Raw genomic sequence first — 19,606 nt, 5'->3', positions numbered from 1 at the left:
CCGTTTAACCGCCACGTCGCACGGTTGAGCTGAAAGTCGGTGCGCCTTCCGTCGGGCCGGAAACCCCGGTAGACACGGGGTACGGCCCGCCCCACGGCGGGTCCGCTGACCTTCCAGATAGACGACCGAAAGGACGGCACGTGATGAGCACCATCGCCGCCACCAAGCTTGAATTCACTCCGCTCAGCGCCCGCATCGGGGCCGAGATCCGAGGTCTGGACCTCAGTGGAGATCTGGACCCGGACACGGTGACCCAGATCCGTGAGGCCCTCAACCGGCACAAGGCCCTGGTCTTCCGCGAAGCGAACATCCTCAGCGATGAGGATCAGGTCCGATTCGCCAGTCACTTCGGCCCGCTGACCAAGGCCCACCCGACGGTCGCGTCCGTGGAGGGGGAGGAGAACGTCCTTCCCGTGGACAGCGAGAACGGCTCGGCGAACACCTGGCACACGGATGTCACCTTCGTGCTGAACCCACCTCAGGCCTCCACCCTCCGCAGCATCGAGGTGCCGGCCTACGGCGGAGAGACCCTGATCGCGACCACTGAGGGCGCCTACCGGGACCTGCCCGAGGAACTGCGCCGCTTCGCGAACACTCTGTGGGCCATCCACACGAACGACTACGACTACTCCGTCCCGAAGAACCTGGAGCACGCGACCGCGGAGGAACGGCGTAAGGAGTTCACCCGAGTGCACTTCGAGACGGCGCATCCCGTGGTCCGCGTTCATCCGCTGACCGGCGAGCATGGTCTCTTCATCGGCGGCTTCGCCCAGCGGCTCCGGATCGTCGGCCTGTCGAATACCGAGTCCAGGGACATCCTGCGACTCCTCCAGGCGTACGTGACCCGTCCGGAGAACGTCGTCCGCGTGAACTGGGAACCCAATCAGGTGGTTCTCTTCGACAACCGCATCACCCAGCACTACGCGCCGGACAACTACGATTCCCAGCCGCGCCGGCTCAACCGCGTCACGATCGCCGGCGACATCCCTGTCGGCGTGGACGGCACGGTGAGCCAGTTGCTCCAGGGCGACTCTTCGGTGTACTCCGTGATCGCCCCGGTGGACGCACCTCGGGATACCGTCAATGCCGCGGCGGGCGAGGAGCTGGACCGGGAGGTCTCCGGTCATGGCCTGTGAGAGCGACTGTCCAGGTGATTGTCAGAGGCACTGGGGCGTCGTGAGAATTGCGCGGAGGCGGAGGGAGCGGCATCCTTCCGCCTTCGTCGCGTCCGGCGCGAGGCGATCAGCTCCCAGCACATGGCGGTTCGCGAGTGAGACGCTTGTGACAAACCGTTCCTCAGCGCCGGTTAAAGTGGTCCCATGACGCTCCAGAACTCCCAGACTCCCCGTACCGCTCTCGTCACGGGAGCCAGCACCGGCATCGGCGAGGCGACGGCCCGTCGGCTGAGCGCGGACGGCTGGAAGGTCTTCGCCGTCGCGCGCCGTGCGGACCGTCTGGAACGCCTCGCGCAGGAGACCGGCGTCGTGCCGCTCGTGGCGGACATCAGCGAAGACGGCGACGTCGAGCGCCTCCTGGAGACCGTGACCGCCGACGGCGGCATCGACACCCTGATCAACGTGGCCGGCGGCGCCCGCGGCGCGGACCGTGTCGCGGCCGCCGACACCGACGACTGGGAATGGATGTACCGGGTCAACGTCCTAGGGACTCTCAAGCTCACCAAGGCGTTCCTGCCCCAGCTGCGCGCTCACGGCCGCGGCACGGTGCTCAACGTCACCTCCACCGCCGGTCACGTCGCCTATGAGGGCGGGGCCGGGTACAACGCCGCCAAGTTCGGACAGGCCGCGCTCAACGATGCGCTGCGCCTGGAGGAAGCCGAGCACAACATCCGTGTCATCGAGATCGCGCCCGGCCTGGTGCAGACCGAGGAGTTCGCCCTCCGCCGGCTGGGCGACGCCGAGGCCGCAGCGAAGGTCTACGCGGGCGTGGAGGAACCCCTGGTGGCCGATGACGTCGCGGACGTCATCGCCTATGCGGTTCAGGCGCCGCACCATGTGAACCTCGCTCACGTGACCATCCGGCCCGTGGCTCAGCCCGCGGCCCACAAGCTTCTGCGCGGCCCGCTCGGCGGCCGCTGAGGCGTCGGCAGGGCCCGGGCCTGTGCCCGACCCGGGCGCCGCTCCGGTTCCGTGCACGTCCACTTCGCCGGGCCCGCGCCACCTTGCGGTATCCGCTAAACTGGACACAAAGCTTTGACCCGGCCATCACCGGTGAGCTTCCGGAAGAAATCCCGTCCCGGCGCCGTCGTGCGCCAGGAGCAGCGGGAGAGTAGAACCGGACGGTCGTGCCCGTCACAGCGCATCAATGAGCGGTCGTCCCTCCGCAGCAGCGGGAGGACGGCAAGCGGGGTGGTACCGCGCCACCTGTCCCCAGCGGCAGGGAAGCGTCCTCGCGCAGTCGCACCGTGCCCCTGCGGGCACAGCGCGCCGACACGCAGCGAAACGCCAGGATGCCACAGTGACCATCTACCCCAAGGTCTCCTCCAGCGAGGACCGCACCGTCTCCGCCTCCGTCCGCTTCCCTGAGATCGAGAAGCGGATCCTCAAGTACTGGGATGAGGACGGCACCTTCCAGGCCAGCATCGACCAGCGGGATGCGGGCGTCGATGGCAGCAACGAGTTCGTCTTCTACGACGGCCCTCCCTTCGCCAACGGCCTGCCGCACTACGGCCACCTCCTCACCGGTTACGCCAAGGACCTCGTCGGCCGCTACCAGACGCAGCGCGGCAAGCGCGTGGAGCGCCGCTTCGGCTGGGACACGCACGGCCTGCCCGCCGAACTGGAGGCCATGAAACAGCTGGGCATGACCGACAAGACCCAGATCGCCGCCATGGGCATCGACAAGTTCAACGACGCCTGCCGCGCGTCCGTCATGAAGTACGCGGATGAGTGGAAGGACTACGTCCGCGCCCAGGCCCGCTGGGTCGACTTCGAGCACGACTACAAGACGCTCAATGTCGAGTACATGGAGTCCGTGATCTGGGCCTTCAAGCAGCTCCACGAGAAGGGCCTGACGTACAACGGCTACCGCGTCCTCCCGTACTGCTGGAAGGACGAGACGCCGCTGTCCAACCATGAACTCCGCATGGATGACGACGTCTACAAGAACCGCCAGGACCAGACCGTCACCGTCACGTTCCCGCTGGTCGTGGGGGAGAACCCGCTGTCCCGCGAACTCGACGGTGTCCTCGCTCTCGCCTGGACGACCACGCCCTGGACGCTGCCCACGAACGCCGCGCTCGCCGTCGGGCCGGAGATCCAGTACGCCGTCGTGCCGATGGGTCCGAACGGCGTCAAAGCCTCCGACGTCCCCGCCGGTTCCCGTTTCCTGATCGCCCAGGACCTCCTGGGCGGCTACGCCAAGGACCTGGGATACGACGACGCCGCTGCCGCCGCCGAGGCGGTCACCGCCACCTACGCGGGCGCCCAGCTCGAGGGCATCGGCTACCAGCGCCTCTGGGACGACTTCGCCGATGCCGAGAAGTACGGCAGCGAGAACGCCTGGCGCATCCTCGTGGCCGACTACGTCACCACCACCGACGGCACCGGCCTGGTCCACCAGGCTCCCGCCTACGGTGAGGACGACCAGAAGGTCTGCGAGGCGGCCGGGATCCCCGTCGTGCTGTCCGTGGACGAGGGCGCCAAGTTCCTGCCGCTGTTCAAGCACGGCGAACTGGCCGACATCGCCGGCCTGCAGGTCTTCGAGGCCAACAAGCCGATCACGCAGCACCTCAAGGCTCAGGGCCGCCTGGTCCGCCAGGCGAGCTACGAGCACAGCTACCCGCACTGCTGGCGCTGCCGCAACCCCCTGATCTACCGCGCCGTCTCCTCCTGGTACGTCTCCGTGACGACCTTCAAGGAGCGCATGGTCGAACTCAACCAGGAGATCAACTGGATCCCGGGCAACGTCAAGGACGGCCAGTTCGGGAAGTGGCTCGAGAACGCCCGTGACTGGTCGATCTCCCGCAACCGTTTCTGGGGCAGCCCCATCCCCGTCTGGGAGTGCGACGGCGAGGAGTGCGAGCACCGTGAGGTCTTCGGCTCTCTGGCGGAGATGCAGGAGGCCTTCGGCCGCCTGCCCGTGAACCACCAGGGCGAAACCGATCTGCACCGTCCCTTCATCGACGAGCTGACGCGCGTCCACGAAGGCTGTGGCGGCACGCTGCGCCGCGTGGAGGACGTGCTGGACGTCTGGTTCGACTCCGGCTCCATGCCCTACGGCCAGGTGCACTACCCGTTCGAGAACGAGGAGTGGTTCAACACCCATAACCCGGCGGACTTCATCGTCGAGTACATCGGTCAGACCCGCGGCTGGTTCTACATGCTGCACATCCTGTCCACCGCGCTCTTCGACCGCCCGGCGTTCCGCAACGTCATCAGCCATGGCATCGTGCTGGGCTCCGACGGGCAGAAGATGTCCAAGAGCCTGCGCAACTACCCGGACGTGTCCGAGGTGCTCGATCGCGACGGGTCCGACGCGATGCGCTGGTTCCTCATGTCCAGCCCGATCCTGCGCGGCGGCAACCTGGTGGTCACCGAGCAGGGCATCCGCGACGGCGTGCGCCAGGTGCTGCTGCCGCTGTGGAACGTGTACAGCTTCTTCTCGCTCTACACGAACACCGCGAACGGCGGACAGGGCTACGAGGCGAAGCTCCGTTACGACGGCTACAGCGACGAACTGGACCGTTACCTCCTCGCCAACACGGGCGCCCTGGTGACGACCGTCCGCGAATCGCTGGACTCGTACGACATCTCCGATGCGTGCGACGCCCTGCGCGAGTACCTGGACATGCTCACCAACTGGTACGTGCGCCGCAGCCGCCAGCGCTTCTTCGACGAGAACACGGACGCCTTCGACGCCCTCTACACGGCGCTGGAGACCGTGACGCGTGCCGCCGCGCCGCTCCTGCCCCTCGTGGCGGAGGAGATCTGGCGGGGCCTCACGGGCGGCCGGTCCGTGCACCTCACGGATTACCCGGACGCCGCGCTGTTCCCGCAGGACGACGAGCTGGTCGCGGCCATGGACCGTGTGCAGCAGATCTGCTCCACGGGATCCTCGCTGCGGAAGGCCGCCAAGCTGCGCGTGCGCCTGCCGCTGCAGGAGCTGACCGTGGTGGCGCCCGGTGGGGCGTCGCTGGAGGCGTTCGCCGGCGTCGTCGCCGATGAGCTGAACGTCCGCAAGGTCCGCGTCCTGGATGCCGAGTCGGCGTCCCCGGAGGAGTTCGGCATCGAGCAGAAGCTCGTGGTCAACGCCCGTGCCGCCGGCCCGCGCCTCGGCAAGAACGTCCAGCTGGCCATCAAGGCCAGCAAGTCGGGCGATTGGTCGGTGGGCGACGACGGCGTGGTGACCGCGGGCGGGCTCGCCCTCGAGCCGCACGAGTACGCCCTGGAGACCGTGGTGGCCGAGTCGGAGGACGCGGGCTCCCGCGCCGCCGCGGTCCTGCCCGGCGGTGGTTTCGTGGTGCTCAACACCGAGGTGACCCCGGAGCTGGAAGCCGAAGGCGTGGCCCGTGACATGGTCCGCGCCATCCAGCAGGCCCGTAAGGACGCCGGGCTGGAGGTCTCCGACCGGATCCGCACCCGCATCGGCGCCGATCAGGCGACCGTGGACGCCCTCGAGGCGCACCGCGAGCTGGTCAAGGGTGAGACCCTGAGCCTGGAACTGGATCTGGCGACCGCTGACGAGCAGACCGTGACCGTGGAGAAGGTGGAAGCATGAGCGACGAATTCTCGGTGGAGAGCGTCTACGCCGAACTGCTGGGCCGCGCGCCGGAGAACAAGATGGAGCCGCGTCTGGCCCCCCTGTTCCGGGCGATGGAGGTGCTGGGCGAGCCGAACAAGGCGTGCCCCATCATCCACATCACCGGCACCAACGGGAAGACCAGCACGGCCCGCATGATCGAGCAGGGGCTGATCGCCCACGGGCTCAGCACCGGGCGGTACACCAGCCCGCACCTGTCCAAGGTGACCGAGCGCATCAGCATCAACGGCGAGCCGGTCAGCGATGAGACGTTCGTGCGGATCTGGGATGAGATCCGCCCCTACCTCGCGATCGTCGACGCCGAGCTGGAAGCGGATGATCAGCCGCGCCTGACGTACTTCGAGTGCCTGACCATCCTGGGCTACGCGGTCTTCGCGGACCAGCCCGTGGACGTCGCGGTGGTCGAAGTGGGCCTGGGCGGCATCACCGACGCCACCAATGTGGGCGACGGCGCGGTCTCCGTGGTGACCCCGATCTCGCTGGACCACACGGATCTGCTGGGCGACACCACGGGCGAGATCGCCGTGGAGAAGGCCGGGATCATCAAGCCCGGCGGTTTCCTGGTCAGCGCCGTCCAGCCGCGCGACGCGGCCCAGGTGCTCCTGGAGAAGGCGCAGGAAGTGGGCGTGCCGTTCCGCTTCGAGGGCGTCGAGTTCGGTGTGGAATCCCGCGCCGTGGCCGTCGGCGGGCAGATGCTCGACATCCAGGGCCTGGCCGGCCGCTACGACGAGGTCTTCCTCCCGCTGCACGGCGCTCACCAGGCAGAGAACGCCGCCGTGGCCGTCGCCGCGCTCGAGGCGTTCTTCGGCGGGGGAGAGCGTGAACTCGATCCCGAGGTGCTGCGCGAGGCATTCCTGAACGTCAGCTCGCCCGGCCGCCTCGAGGTGGTCCGCACCGCTCCGACCATCATCGTGGACGCGGCGCACAACCCGGACGGCGTCCGCGCCTCGGCCGAGGCGATCCAGGAGTCCTTCAACTTCAGCAAGCTCGTCGTGGTGCTGGGCGTCCTTCAGGAGAAGGACGCCGCCGAGATCCTCAACCAGCTCAAGGAGTCCCTGGGCGACCTGGCGGAGGAGATCTGCCTGACCCAGTCCACCTCGCCGCGCGCCATCCCCGCCGCGGAGCTGGCCGAGCTGGCCGTCGATCTGGGCTGGGGCGAGGAGAACGTCCACATCTCCGAGAAGCTCGACGACGCCATCGAATGGGCCGTGGCCCGATCCGAGGCGAACGATGATCTGAGCGGAGGGGTCCTCATCACCGGTTCGATCACCGTCGTGGCGGAGGCCCGCATCCTGCTCCAGGCCAAGGGGGCGTGAGCATGGCGAAACTGACCCGAGCGCAGCGGGAATGGCGGCCCGGCACCCCGAAGAAAGCCCGTTCGACCAAGGTCACGTTCGCTTCGACCGTGCTGGTCCTCGAAGCGTTCGTGATGTTCTTCGCGGCGCTCGTGGTCTTCGGCCTGCGGAAGAGCGAGCCGGTGGCCCCGGTCCTGCTCGGGGTCGGCATCGGCCTGGCCGTCCTGATGGTGCTCTCCTGCGCCTTCCTGCAGAAGAAGTGGGGCTACGGCCTGGGCTGGGGCATCCAGCTCCTGCTGATCCTCACCGGTTTCCTCGAGCCCACCATGTTCGTGATCGGCGTCCTATTCGCCATCACGTGGTGGTACGGGCTCCGGGCCGGCGGGCGGATCGACCGGGAGCAGCGGGAGCGCGCCGCCGAGCAGGCCCGCTGGGAAGCCGAGCACCCGGACGAGGCCTGACCCGCCGTCGTCGGCCGCTCCGGCCACAACTTAGAATCGTTACGGAACCAACCATCTCTTTTTGGGAGCAGTAGTGAGCATTGAGCGCACCCTCGTCCTCGTCAAGCCTGACGGCGTCCAGCGGCAGCTGACCGGGGCCATCCTGGCCCGCATCGAAGCCAAGGGCTACACCCTGGCCGCCTTGAAGAAGCTCGACGCCGGCCGCGAGCTGCTGGAGCAGCACTACGCCGAGCACGAAGGCAAGCCCTTCTACGAGCCGCTGCTCGACTTCATGCAGTCCGGCCCTGTTGTGGCCGCCATCGTCGAGGGCAACCGTGTGATCGAGGGCTTCCGGTCACTGGCCGGGACCACCGACCCCACCACGGCCGCACCGGGCACCATCCGTGGTGACTTCGGCCGCGACTGGGGCGTCGCGGTCCAGCAGAACCTCGTGCACGGCTCCGACTCGGTCGAGTCCGCCGAGCGCGAGATCGCCATCTGGTTCTGAGAACGTCGCCTTAAGCCACGAAGCCGGTCCAGGAATTCTCCTGGACCGGCTTCGTCGTCTCCGCAGGACTCACATGGTGGAGCCGAAGAAGACCCCGCTGAAGCGGATCAGGATCGAGGCGATCACGCCGATGTAGAGCAGTGCCACGAGCGGCCAGGCGAAATCCCCGACGGACTTCCGGAACTTCTCCGGGACGGGGATGACCCCGTGGACGATGTTCCGGACCGTGACCCAGACGAACATGGGGATCATCATGGCCCACACGATCATGCAGAACGGGCACAGGATGCCGATGGCGTAGAGGGCCTGGGACCACAGCCAGCAGACGAAGGCGAAGCCGAGGGTGACGCCGGTCTGGAGGCCGAGCCAGTACCAGCGCGCGAAGCGGGCGCCCGACAGCAGGGCCATGGCGGTGGTGATGATGACCGGGAACGCCACGATGCCGATGAACATGTTCGGGAAACCGAACACGGAGCTCTGCGCGGTCTGCATGACCTGGCCACAGGAGATCCAGGGGTTGATGTCGCAGATGGTGGCGTGGTTCTTATCCTGGAGGACTTCCAGTTTCTCGATGACGAGCCACCACGACGCGATGAAGCCGACGACGCCGGTCACGAGCAGGAGCCACGCGAAAGGCCGGTGCCGGGTCATGAGGGGAAGCGCCTTCTCCTCCAGGTGCTGGGTGGGAGTGCCTCCCGCGGCGGTACTCATACGCTGGCGTGTCCTTTCGATAAGACCGGTATGCCGCCGATTGTAACCATGGGACCTCCGGAAAAACTCCGAGCGGTGCGCCACGGTGCGGGAAAGCCGGTTCGCGGGCTTTTGTGGGATGATGGGTACGGCTGGGCCCGGTCCACACCCGGAGCCCTGGCCCAGTGTGATGCCCGCAAGATCCACGTGATGCGTCGGGTGCCCGATCACCGGAGGGATGCTTCGTCGCTTCCCGGCCCGGAACCAGGCACCCTGAAGCCACTGTGGCACCTGGCCGTAGTCCTTACGGCGGGTTCCAGGCTCCATTGGCCCGAGCCGGCCGTGGTCCTCGCTTTGATCCGAGGCACGCAGCCGCCGGGTACCTACTGACTTTCGTCGGTGCCCGAGGGTGCTGACTTCGTGAAACGCCTCGCGCGGGACCGGGTGTGGGGGCTCCCGTCGGGCGGGAATGTTGACCATGGATTCCGAAAATCTCCCCGCAGGGGAAGCAACGAACGCAGAACAGAATTCCACGGAGGCGGTGAAGAAGCCCGCCAGGTCGCGGCGCCGCATCGCGTCCGCGCCGGCCGGTGCGCCGGCTCCCGTGACTGAGGTCCCGGCCGCAGCGGCGCCCTCGGCCGAATCCGCCGGGGAAGCCCCCGCGAAGACCACCACGCGCCGTCGTCCGTCCCGGGCGAAGGCGGCTGCCGCGGAAGAGACCACCCCGGTGGCCGAGACTGCCGCAGCGAGCACTGAAGCCCCTGCAGCAGCCGCACCCGCGAAGGCGCCGGCCCGCAAGCGCGCGCCCCGGAAGGCCACCGCCCCGACCTCTTCGCCGGAGCCCCGCGCCGAAGCCGAGTCCGCTCCGGCTTCCGTGCAGGCCGCGGCCTCCGAGTCTCCCGCGGCGGAGGCGCCCGCCGCCAAGGCCTCCACCCGGAAGGCGCCGGCCCGCCGCCGCAAGGCGACCGACACCGCGGCTCAGCAGACCGCGTCGACCGAGGACGCCGCTCCAGCCGCCGTCGCCGAGACCGCGGCCGCCGACGCTCCGGCGCAGGAGACCACGCCCCAGGATTCCAAGAGCCAGGGCGCGCGCTCCTCGCGTGGCCGCCAGCAGGCCGAGCGGTCGAAGGGCGCTCGCACCGAGGGCGGCCGCTCCCAGAATTCGCGGAGCAGGAACTCCCGCTCGCAGGGCGCGGCATCGTCCGGCGCCGACCGGGCCTCGAACCAGGTCGCTGACCGGCAGGCCGCCGCTCCGGTCTCCGAAGACACCACGGCGCCGGTGCGCCGTCGCCGTGCCAGCAAGTACAAGGCGGCCCCGCAGACCGTCGAAGCCGAAGTGACGGAGATCGCCGTCCCCGAGGAGACGGTCGCCGACGTCACCGCGTCCGTGCAGGCGACGGAGACCGCCGACGCGGTGCTGATCGTGGCCACCGAGCCGGCCGTGGCTGAGGAGAAGGCCGCCGAACCCGCCGCTGAGACGTCCACGGACGCCGCGGTCGAGGAGACCACCGAGGAGACTTCCTCGGTGTCCAGCCTCTTCCTGGCCCCCGCTGATGTGACCTCCGTGCTGTTCCACGCCCCGGACCTGTCCCTCGCCTTCCCGGAGGATGAGGAAGCCGAGGACGCGGACGACGAGGATGACGACGATTCCGCCGAGGGCACGGGCAGCCGCTCGCGCCGCCGGCGTCGCGGCCGTTCGCGCGGCCGCAGCGGCGAAGGCGCCCAGGAGGCCTCGCCGGCCGAGGGCGACTCCGAGGAGAGCGACGGCGTGACGTCGCGCCGCCGTCGTCGCCGCCGCCGTGGCGATCAGGACCTCGAACTGACCGGCGGCCTGGACGATGATCCGCCCAACACGGTCACCCGGGTCCGCGCGCCGCGCACGCCCTCCGAGTCCGTCAGCAACAAGGTGACCAGCGTGAAGGGCTCCACCCGCCTGGAGGCCAAGAAGCAGCGCCGCCGCGAGTCCCGTGAGTCGGGCCGCCGTCGTCAGGTCATCACCGAGGCCGAGTTCCTGGCGCGCCGCGAGTCCGTGGACCGCCAGATGGTGGTCCGTCAGAAGGACGACCGCATCCAGATCGCCGTTCTGGAGGACGGGGTGCTCGCCGAGCACTTCGTCTCCAAGACCCAGCAGGACTCCCTGATCGGCAACGTGTACCTGGGCAAGGTCCAGAATGTGCTGCCGAGCATGGAAGCAGCGTTCGTGGACATCGGACGCGGCCGCAACGCCGTGCTGTACGCCGGTGAGGTCAACTGGGACAGTGTGTCCCTGGAGGGCAAGCCGCGCCGCATCGAGAACGCGCTGAAGTCCGGTGACTCCGTGCTGGTTCAGGTCAGCAAGGACCCGATCGGGCACAAGGGCGCGCGCCTGACGAGCCAGATCTCCCTCCCGGGCCGCTACCTGGTGTACGTGCCGGGCGGCTCCATGACGGGCATCTCCCGCAAGCTGCCCGACGTCGAGCGCAACCGTCTCAAGCGGATCCTCAAGGACCGTCTGCCGGAGAACGCCGGCGTGATCGTCCGCACCGCGGCGGAAGGCGCCTCGGAGGAGGAGCTGACCAACGACATCAACCGGCTCCGTGCTCTCTGGGAGTCCATCGAGGCCCAGACCGGCTCGACCAAGGTCCTGGCTCCGGAACTGCTGTACGGCGAGCCGGATCTGACCATCAAGGTGGTCCGCGACGTCTTCAATGAGGACTTCTCGAAGCTGATCGTCTCCGGTGAGGAAGCCTGGGACACCATTGAGGCCTACGTGACCTACGTGGCGCCGGACCTGGTGGGCCGCCTGGAGAAGTGGACCGACGAGAAGGACATCTTCTCCGCCTGGCGCATCGACGAGCAGATCCACAAGGCCCTGGACCGCAAGGTCTTCCTGCCGTCGGGTGGCTCCCTCGTGATCGACCGGACCGAAGCCATGACCGTGGTCGACGTCAACACCGGCAAGTTCACCGGCAGCGGCGGAAACCTCGAGGAGACCGTCACCAAGAACAACCTGGAGGCGGCCGAGGAGGTCGTGCGCCAGCTCCGCCTGCGGGACATCGGCGGCATCATCGTGATCGACTTCATCGACATGGTGCTCGAGTCGAACCGCGATCTGGTGCTCCGTCGCCTGGTCGAGTGCCTGGGCCGTGACCGGACCAAGCACCAGGTGGCCGAAGTGACCTCGCTGGGCCTCGTGCAGATGACCCGCAAGCGGATGGGCACCGGCCTCCTCGAGGTCTTCGGCGAGCAGTGCGAGCACTGTGCCGGCCGCGGCGTCATCACGCATGACGAACCGCTGGACACCCGCCGTCCGACCGGCCACTTCGAGCACCAGCACGGTGTGCGTCCGGAGACCCCGCAGCAGCCGAGCGGCCGTTCGGAGCGCAAGCGCCGCCGCGGACGGTCCAATGCCGCGGCCGCGGAGGAGACTCCCGCGCCGCAGCAGGCTCCGGAGCACGACGACGAGGACAAGGCCGCGAAGGCCGCCGCCACCCGCGCGGTCCTGGCCAACATCGCTGCCGCGGCTCACGCCGCGCATTCCCACGACGGGGAACATGGTCACGAGGCCACCGAGGACGACCAGACGGATCGTCCCGCGGCGGTGCTGACCATCGGCGGCGAAGTGGTCGAGCTGCCCCTGGGCCAGGTCGAGGAGCCCGTTCAGGAGCCGGCGCCCGTGCTGAGCCTGGACGCCCTGGCGGCGGCCTTCGACAGCATCGGCGGCCCGTCGGCTCCCACTGCCACCGCGGCGCCGGCACAGGAAGCCGCACCGGCTCAGGAGCCGGCCGCCGAGCAGGCCGCTCCTGCCGAGGCCCGCGAGGAGAAGGCGCCGGAGGAGAAGGCCCCCGAGGCCAAGCGTCCCGCGCGCCGTCCTCGTGCGTCCCGCCGGGCTCAGAGCGCCGTCGGCGCCTCGGACGTCCAGCAGGTGGAGGTGACCGCGGCTCAGGAGAGCGGGTCGGTCCGCAGGGCATCCGTCCAGGCCGAGCAGTCCCGGGACAAGGGCCCCAGCGGCGAAGAACCGCTGGTGCTCGGCGTCGGGGTCCCGGCATCCGAACTGTAAGGCACCGGCCGCTTTCAGGAGGCCGGAACGGTCACGGACCGTCTGCGGACGGCATGTGACCGATGGAGCACCTCACAGGAGGGGGCGTGGCGAGAGCCACGCCCCCTCCTGTATTACATTGGTGGCACATCCCCGATTGGAGTTCTCCCATGACCCGTGTGCCCGCCTCCTCGCTCCTGCCGGCGCAGGCTCCGCCTCGGCCCCGCGTGCTCAGCATCGCCGGATCCGATCCGGGCGGGGGAGCGGGCATTCAGGCGGATCTCAAGAGCATCGCGGCCAATGGCGGCTACGGCATGGCCGTGATCACCGCGCTGACGGCGCAGAACACGCAGGGCGTCCGAGGGGTGCATGTCCCGCCCGTGGAATTCCTGGCGCAGCAGCTGGAGACGATCAGCGACGACATCACCGTCGACGCCGTGAAGATCGGCATGCTCGGCAACGCCGCGGTGATCGACACGGTCAGCTCGTGGCTGGAGTCGCACCGGCCGCCGGTCGTGGTCCTGGACCCGGTCATGGTGGCCAGCAGCGGAGACCGGCTCCTGGACGCCGAAGCGGAAGCCGCGTTGGAGCGCCTGCTCGGCCTGGCCGACGTCGTGACCCCGAACATCCCCGAACTGGCCGTCCTGCTGGGGGCGAGCCCGGCCTCCGATTGGGAGACGGCCCTGGAGCAGGGCAAGCGGCTTGCCGCGGCCCACGGGCTCGCCGTGCTGGTGAAGGGCGGTCACTTGGACGGCGAGACGGCCTGGGACGCCCTGGTGGACCTGAGCGGCCGCTCGGTCTCCGACGTGACCGTGTTCGAGGGGCCTCGCGTGGAGACCCTGAACACCCACGGAACCGGGTGCTCGCTCTCCTCCGCCGTGGCGACCCTGCTGGGCGCAGGCCTCGACCCGGAGCATGCGGTGCGCCAGGCGAAGTCGTGGCTGCTGGACGCCATCAGGACCTCCTCCGAGCTGCAGGTGGGCCGCGGACACGGTCCGGTCAATCATTTCCACCACGGGGTCCTTCCCGGCGCCCGGAGCCAGGCGGCCTACGCCGAGGATCTCTGGGCCACCGCCGCCACGGACCTGGAGCGGATCCACGCGCTGCCCTTCATCAAGCAGCTGGGAGCGGGGACGCTGGCTGAAGCGGACTTCGCCTACTACCTCGCCCAGGACGCCCTCTACCTGAACGCGTACTCGCGAGTCCTGGCCGCGGCGAGCACCCTGGCGCCGTCGGAGGCAGAGCAGGCGTTCTGGGCCAAAGGCGCCCGGGAATGCCTCGAGGTGGAGGCCGAACTGCACCGCACGTGGCTCGTGGGCCGGGAAGTCAGCCTGACCCAGGGGCCCGAGACGCGTCAGTACGTGGACCACCTGCTCGCGCGCGCCGCGGAGGGGGACTACGCCGTCCTGGTCGCCGCCGTGCTGCCGTGCTACTGGCTCTACGCCGAAGTGGGAGCCACCCTGTTCCGCGCCTTTGAAGAGTCGGGTGCGCCGGACAGCCACCCGTACGCGGTCTGGCTCCGCAGCTACTCGGATCCCGCCTTCGCGGAGTCCACCCGGCAGGCCATCGCCTGGACCGCTCAGGCGGCTCGGCAGGCCAGTCCGGAGCGCTGGGCCTGCATGCAGGAGGCCTTCGCGGTGTCCTCCGGCTTCGAGGTGGACTTCTTTGACGCGCCGCGCCGCAGGGGTCCGCGGAGTGCGTCCGGCATCCGTTAGACTTTAATGTCGGGAAAGGCGCCGCGTGGGATATACCACGCTCGGCGCCCTGTGGACCAGCCTCATTTGCAGCGAGGGTGAGCACTAGCGTAAGCTAGACCTTCGGTGCTAACGCCAACCCATGGGTATTGCGGGAAGATCCTGAAGAGGAATCGCCCGGACTCCTTTATCGGCCCCTTATCGTAGGGTCCGACGGCGCAGAGGCACAGCCAGGACCTTGGAGGATTTTCCTCTGGTCCGGCACGCAAACTTAGTAAGAATCGTCGAGAGAAGTGAGTTCCCAAGTGGTGTACGCGATTGTCCGCGCCGGCGGCCGTCAAGAAAAGGTCTCGGTTGGAGACTTCGTAACCCTGAACCGCGTCGCCGGTGAAGTGGGTGGCACCATCGAGCTGCCTGCCCTCCTGCTGGTGGATGGTGACAAGCTCACCACGAAGGCTGCCGATCTGGCCAAGGTCAAGGTCACTGCCGAGATCCTGGAAGACCTGCGCGGCAAGAAGATCGTCATCCAGAAGTACAAGAACAAGACCGGTTACAAGAAGCGTCAGGGTCACCGTCAGGAACTGACCCGCGTCAAGATCACCGGCATCAAGTAAGACCCTTCACGGGATTACTTCTACCTAGAAGGCAGGCATAAGGCATGGCACATAAGAAGGGCGCGAGTTCCACTCGCAACGGTCGCGATTCGAACGCTCAGTACCTCGGTGTGAAGCGCTTCGGTGGTCAGGTCGTCTCCGCTGGTGAGATCCTGGTCCGCCAGCGTGGCACCCACTTCCACCCCGGCAACGGCGTGGGCCGTGGCAAGGACGACACCCTGTTCGCCCTGACGCCCGGTGCTGTCGAGTTCGGCACCCGCCGTGGACGCCGCGTTGTCAACGTGGTGGCCGCAGCCGCTGAGTGATCAGTCGCACACTTTCGATGGGGCGGGCCTGAGGCCCGCCCCATCGGCGTTTAACATCCGGGCCAGGCCCTGGCCGGGATCATAGAATCATTCTGGAAGCCGCGCGTCGACGCGGATCTTCGACAGCAGAACAAAGGAGAACCAGTGGCGAGCTTTGTGGACCGTGTGGTCCTGCACGTCTCCGGCGGCAATGGGGGACACGGTTGTGTCTCCGTCCATCGGGAGAAGTTCAAGCCACTGGGTGGTCCCGACGGCGGCAACGGCGGCAACGGCGGAGACGTGGTGCTCCGGGTCGATCCACAGGTCACCACGCTCCTCGAGTACCACCACTCACCGCACCGTCACGCCGGCAACGGCGGACCCGGCATGGGTGACTGGCGCGGTGGCAAGGCCGGTGAGACTCTGGTGCTCTCCGTGCCCGAGGGCACGGTCGTCAAGGACCGCGACGGCGCCGTCCTGGCCGACCTCGTGGAGCCCGGCACCGAGTTCATCGCCGCGGCCGGTGGCATCGGCGGGCTGGGCAACTCCTCGCTCGCCTCGCAGCGCCGCAAGGCTCCCGGCTTCGCCCTTCTCGGCATCGAGGGGGAGCAGCGGGACATCGTCCTGGAGCTGAAGTCGATCGCCGACGTCGCGCTGGTCGGGTTCCCGTCCGCCGGCAAGTCGAGCCTCATCGCCGCCATGTCGGCGGCGCGCCCGAAGATCGCCGACTACCCCTTCACCACCCTGGTCCCGAACCTCGGCGTCGTGCAGGCTGGCGATGTCCGGTTCACCATCGCCGACGTGCCCGGCCTGATCGAGGGCGCGAGCGAAGGCAAGGGCCTGGGCCACAACTTCCTCCGTCACGTGGAGCGCTGCGCGGCGATCGTGCATGTGCTGGACTGCGGCTCCCTCGAGTCGGACCGAGACCCCCTGAGCGATCTGGACATCATTGAACGGGAACTCGAGCGCTACGCCGTGGACATGGCGTACGGCGACGGCGAGGTCATCCCGCTCAACGAGCGTCCCCGCATCGTCGCGCTGAACAAGGTGGACCTGCCCGACGGCAAGGACATGGCCGAGTTCGTGCGCCCCGATCTGGAGGCCCGCGGCTACCGCGTCTTCGAAGTGTCCGCCACGAGCCATGAAGGCCTCCGGGCCCTCGGCTTCGCGATGGCCGAGCTGGTCCAGGAGGCGCGCGACCGCATCGCGATCGCCCCGCCGGTGGTCGCTCCGACCGTCCTGCGGCCCCGTGCCGTCAACGAGACCGGCTTCGTCATCCGCCGTGAGGAACGCAATCTGGAGCCGCTGTTCCGCGTCCGTGGCGAGAAGCCCGAGCGCTGGGTCAAGCAGACCGACTTCGAGAACGAGGAGGCCATCGGCTACCTCGCCGACCGCCTGGCGAAGCTCGGCGTGGAGACCGAACTCTTCAAGATGGGCGCCAAGCCCGGCGACACCGTCGTGATCGGCGACGACAACGGCGTCGTGTTCGACTGGGAGCCGACGATGGCCGCGGGAGCCGAGCTGCTCGCGTCGCCGCGTGGCACGGACATCCGTATCGCCGATGCCGAGACCAGCTCGCGTCCGACCCGTGCCCAGAAGCGCGAGGAGCAGCAGGAGCGCCGCGATGCCAAGGCCGCCGCCCGCGCCGAGCTGGAAGCGGAACGCAAGGCCGGCATCTGGACCGAGTCGTCGCAGCGCCGCCGGCAGGACAAGGCCGCCGCCGTCGAACGTGACATCCTTTCCGCCGAAGGCCTGGGTGACGAGGACGAGGCGTGAGCCTCGCGTCGCTCACACAGGAGGGCCGCGCCGTCCTGCGTGACGCCAAGCGCGTGGTGGTCAAGGTGGGCTCGTCCTCGCTGACCAGCATTCAGGGCGGGATCTCCGAGGAATCGGTGCTCGCGCTTGTGGAGGCCCTGGCCGAGCGGCGTAATGGAGGCACTGAGGTCATTCTCGTGTCCTCGGGCGCCATCGCCGCGGGACTGGCGCCGCTGGGTCTGGCGCGCCGTCCCCGCGATCTGGCCACCCAGCAGGCCGCGGCGAGCGTGGGACAGGGCCGGCTCATGTCGCGCTACACCCAGGCGTTCTCCGTGCACGGGATCACCGTGAGCCAGGTGCTGCTCACTGCGGAGGACCTCGTGCGCCGCACGCAGCACGCCAACGCCTTCCGGGCGCTGGACCGGCTGCTCAATCTCGGCGTGGTGCCGATCGTCAATGAGAACGACACCGTGGCCACCCACGAGATCCGCTTCGGTGACAACGACCGGCTCGCCGCGCTCGTGGCCCACCTCGTGCGGGCCGATGCTCTGCTGCTGCTCTCCGACGTCGACTCCGTGTACGACGGTCCGCCGAAGGACGGCGCCCGCCGCATCACCGAGGTCCGCGGCCCGGAGGACCTGGCCGGCGTCGTGGTCGGGAGTGCGGGCAAGGCGGGTGTCGGCACCGGTGGCATGGCCACCAAGGTGCAGGCCGCGAGCATCGCGGCCGGGTCCGGGATCCCCGCGCTCGTGACGTCGACCGCCAACGCCCAGGCCGCACTGCGCGGTGAGGACGTGGGCACGTGGTTCGCCGTGCAGGGGGACCGAAAGCCCATCCGTCTGCTCTGGCTGGCACATCTGGCCACGGCGCGCGGTGAGATCCTGCTCGACGACGGCGCCGTGCGGGCCGTGACGCGGAACAACCGTTCGCTCCTGCCGGCGGGTATCACCGCTGTGCGCGGTCAGTTCGAGGCCGGCGACCCGGTGGACCTGCTGGATCCCGCCGGGGCCGTGGTGGCCCGTGGGCTGGTGAACTACTCCGTGGAGGAGCTCCCGCGGATGCTCGGACGGTCCACCAAGGAGCTGGCGCGCGAGCTGGGCCACGAATATGAACGCGAAGTGGTTCATGTTGACGACCTGGTCGTCCTCTGAGGCGGACACTGGCCTAAACTTGTGGCATGACTGACACCGCTCTTTCCACCGGCCTCGACGACGCGCAGCTGCACGACGTCGAGGCCGCGGTCCACGCGATCGCCGACCGGGCGCGCACCGCGTCCCGCCGGATCGCCCGTGCCACCCGGGCGCGGAAGGACGAAGCGCTGCGGGCCATCGCCGCGGCGCTCCTGGAACACGAGCCACGCATCCTCGCCGCGAACGCGCAGGATGTCGAGCGTGGCCGTGGCAACGGCACCTCCAAGGCCATGCTGGACCGTCTGAGCCTCACCCCTGCGCGCATCCAGGGCCTCGCGGACGCTCTGGAGAACCTCGCCTCCCAGCCGGATCCCGTCGGCACGGTGGTCCGTGGCCAGACGCTGCCCAACGGCCTTCGCCTGCGCCAGATCAACGTGCCCATGGGCGTGGTGGCGGCGATCTACGAGGCCCGTCCCAACGTGACCGTGGACATCGCCGGGCTCGCACTCAAGTCCGGCAACGCCGTGATCCTCCGAGGCGGTTCTGCCGCCGCGAGCACCAATGAGGCGCTCGTAGAGATCCTGCGGGACGCGCTGGATTCCGTCGGCCTGCCCGCGGATGCGATCCAGACCATCGACGCCTACGGCCGGGAGGGCGCGAACGTGCTCATGCGGGCGCGTGGGCGCGTGGACGTGCTGATCCCGCGCGGCGGCCGTGAGCTCATCCAGACCGTGGTGCAGAACTCCGCCGTCCCCGTCATCGAGACGGGCGAAGGGAACGTGCACATCTACATCGACGAGTCGGCGTCCGAGGACATGGCCGTCGAGATCCTCCTCAACGCCAAGACCCAGCGTCCGAGCGTCTGCAACACCGTGGAGACCCTCCTGGTGCACTCGCATTCGACGGTGCTTCCCGCGGTGGCACGTGCCCTGCGCGACGCCGGCGTGCGGCTCCACGTCGACGGCCGGGTGGCGGCGCTGCTGCCCCCGGGTGAGGACGTCTCCGCCGCCACGGACGAGGACTGGGGCACGGAGTACATGGATCTCGACCTCGCGGTCGCGATGGTGGACACCCTGGACGAGGCGCTGGAGCATATCCGCACCTGGAGCACGGGGCACACCGAAGCGATCCTGACCAACGATCTGCGCAATGCGGAGAAGTTCATCGCGGAGATCGATTCCGCCGCGGTGATCGTGAACGCCTCCACCCGCTTCACGGACGGCGGCGAGTTCGGGCTGGGCGCCGAGGTGGGCATCTCCACCCAGAAGCTCCACGCCCGCGGACCCATGGGCCTGGGGGAGCTGACCACCACCAAGTGGATCGTCCAGGGTGAAGGGCAGACCCGCGCCTGAGTGCGGGTAGGATTGAACAACGTCACGGCGGCAGCGTCGCTGGTCGCC

General features: G+C 68.7%; 14 protein-coding genes. 13 read left to right on the top strand and 1 reads right to left on the bottom strand.

Annotated elements, in window-relative coordinates:
• Positions 1–143 precede the first annotated feature (143 nt).
• The 6 genes from P9849_RS09400 to ndk all read left to right on the top strand — a co-directional run bounded on the left by P9849_RS09400 (position 144) and on the right by ndk (position 8,021).
• Entirely contained in the window at positions 144–1,136 is a 993-nt protein-coding gene (locus P9849_RS09400; RefSeq protein ID WP_278266573.1) for a TauD/TfdA family dioxygenase, read from the top strand.
• 183 nt (positions 1,137–1,319) lie between these two features.
• On the top strand, positions 1,320–2,096 hold the full coding sequence (locus P9849_RS09395; protein ID WP_278266572.1) for an SDR family oxidoreductase: 777 nt from the start codon (positions 1,320–1,322) through the stop codon (positions 2,094–2,096).
• Between the two features lie 379 nt (positions 2,097–2,475).
• A complete protein-coding gene (gene ileS / locus P9849_RS09390; RefSeq protein WP_278266571.1) occupies positions 2,476–5,736 on the top strand; it encodes an isoleucine--tRNA ligase in 3,261 nt (1,086 codons plus the stop codon).
• The gene (locus P9849_RS09385) at positions 5,733–7,094 is read left to right on the top strand and encodes a folylpolyglutamate synthase/dihydrofolate synthase family protein (RefSeq protein ID WP_278266570.1); all 1,362 of its coding nucleotides are present in this window, start codon (positions 5,733–5,735) and stop codon (positions 7,092–7,094) included. Before ileS ends, P9849_RS09385 begins: the two co-directional genes overlap by 4 nt.
• Before the next feature lie 2 nt (positions 7,095–7,096).
• Positions 7,097–7,534 carry a DUF4233 domain-containing protein gene (locus P9849_RS09380; RefSeq protein WP_278266569.1) on the top strand — a complete coding sequence of 146 codons (438 nt, stop codon included), beginning with the start codon at positions 7,097–7,099 and terminating at the stop codon, positions 7,532–7,534.
• A gap of 73 nt (positions 7,535–7,607) precedes the next feature.
• Positions 7,608–8,021 carry a nucleoside-diphosphate kinase gene (gene ndk, locus P9849_RS09375; RefSeq protein WP_278266568.1) on the top strand — a complete coding sequence of 138 codons (414 nt, stop codon included), beginning with the start codon at positions 7,608–7,610 and terminating at the stop codon, positions 8,019–8,021.
• A gap of 69 nt (positions 8,022–8,090) precedes the next feature.
• Here the strand turns inward: ndk and P9849_RS09370 are convergent, their stop codons facing one another.
• The gene (locus P9849_RS09370; RefSeq protein ID WP_278266567.1) at positions 8,091–8,732 is read right to left on the bottom strand and encodes a vitamin K epoxide reductase family protein; all 642 of its coding nucleotides are present in this window, start codon (positions 8,730–8,732) and stop codon (positions 8,091–8,093) included.
• 457 nt (positions 8,733–9,189) lie between these two features.
• On the opposite strand from P9849_RS09370, the gene P9849_RS09365 reads away from it, so the two are divergent.
• The 7 genes from P9849_RS09365 to P9849_RS09335 all read left to right on the top strand — a co-directional run bounded on the left by P9849_RS09365 (position 9,190) and on the right by P9849_RS09335 (position 19,558).
• Positions 9,190–12,750, top strand: a complete 3,561-nt coding sequence (locus P9849_RS09365) for a ribonuclease E/G (RefSeq protein WP_278266566.1) — start codon at positions 9,190–9,192, stop codon at positions 12,748–12,750.
• 149 nt (positions 12,751–12,899) lie between these two features.
• Positions 12,900–14,444 (top strand): bifunctional hydroxymethylpyrimidine kinase/phosphomethylpyrimidine kinase, encoded by a 1,545-nt coding sequence (gene thiD / locus P9849_RS09360; protein WP_278266565.1) that lies wholly within the window; start codon positions 12,900–12,902, stop codon positions 14,442–14,444.
• Between the two features lie 284 nt (positions 14,445–14,728).
• Positions 14,729–15,037, top strand: coding sequence for a 50S ribosomal protein L21 (gene rplU / locus P9849_RS09355; RefSeq protein WP_066210498.1), 309 nt, complete (start codon positions 14,729–14,731; stop codon positions 15,035–15,037).
• 44 nt (positions 15,038–15,081) lie between these two features.
• Positions 15,082–15,342 (top strand): 50S ribosomal protein L27, encoded by a 261-nt coding sequence (gene rpmA / locus P9849_RS09350; RefSeq protein WP_066210496.1) that lies wholly within the window; start codon positions 15,082–15,084, stop codon positions 15,340–15,342.
• Positions 15,343–15,486: 144 nt separating this feature from the next.
• Complete coding sequence (obgE, locus tag P9849_RS09345) at positions 15,487–17,097, top strand: GTPase ObgE (RefSeq protein ID WP_278266564.1); 1,611 nt, start codon at positions 15,487–15,489, stop codon at positions 17,095–17,097.
• The gene (gene proB / locus P9849_RS09340; RefSeq protein ID WP_278266563.1) at positions 17,094–18,227 is read left to right on the top strand and encodes a glutamate 5-kinase; all 1,134 of its coding nucleotides are present in this window, start codon (positions 17,094–17,096) and stop codon (positions 18,225–18,227) included. The genes obgE and proB overlap by 4 nt, the downstream gene beginning before the upstream one ends.
• A 26-nt stretch (positions 18,228–18,253) precedes the next feature.
• The gene (locus P9849_RS09335) at positions 18,254–19,558 is read left to right on the top strand and encodes a glutamate-5-semialdehyde dehydrogenase (protein WP_278266562.1); all 1,305 of its coding nucleotides are present in this window, start codon (positions 18,254–18,256) and stop codon (positions 19,556–19,558) included.
• The last annotated feature ends 48 nt before the right edge of the window (positions 19,559–19,606 follow it).

The organism is Arthrobacter sp. Y-9, assembly GCF_029690065.1.
GTDB lineage: Bacteria > Actinomycetota > Actinomycetes > Actinomycetales > Micrococcaceae > Arthrobacter_E.
This window is presented reverse-complemented; position numbering and strand designations above follow the sequence as displayed.

Bases quoted from the DNA above. Each gene is read 5' to 3' on its own strand.
- P9849_RS09400 (WP_278266573.1), top strand. From the start codon at position 144: ATGAGCACCATCGCCGCCACCAAGCTTGAATTCACTCCGCTCAGCGCC.
- P9849_RS09395 (WP_278266572.1), top strand. From the start codon at position 1,320: ATGACGCTCCAGAACTCCCAGACTCCCCGTACCGCTCTCGTCACGGGA.
- P9849_RS09385 (WP_278266570.1), top strand. From the start codon at position 5,733: ATGAGCGACGAATTCTCGGTGGAGAGCGTCTACGCCGAACTGCTGGGC.
- P9849_RS09380 (WP_278266569.1), top strand. From the start codon at position 7,097: ATGGCGAAACTGACCCGAGCGCAGCGGGAATGGCGGCCCGGCACCCCG.
- P9849_RS09370 (WP_278266567.1), bottom strand. From the start codon at position 8,732: ATGAGTACCGCCGCGGGAGGCACTCCCACCCAGCACCTGGAGGAGAAG.
- P9849_RS09365 (WP_278266566.1), top strand. From the start codon at position 9,190: ATGGATTCCGAAAATCTCCCCGCAGGGGAAGCAACGAACGCAGAACAG.
- thiD (WP_278266565.1), top strand. From the start codon at position 12,900: ATGACCCGTGTGCCCGCCTCCTCGCTCCTGCCGGCGCAGGCTCCGCCT.
- rpmA (WP_066210496.1), top strand. From the start codon at position 15,082: ATGGCACATAAGAAGGGCGCGAGTTCCACTCGCAACGGTCGCGATTCG.
- P9849_RS09335 (WP_278266562.1), top strand. From the start codon at position 18,254: ATGACTGACACCGCTCTTTCCACCGGCCTCGACGACGCGCAGCTGCAC.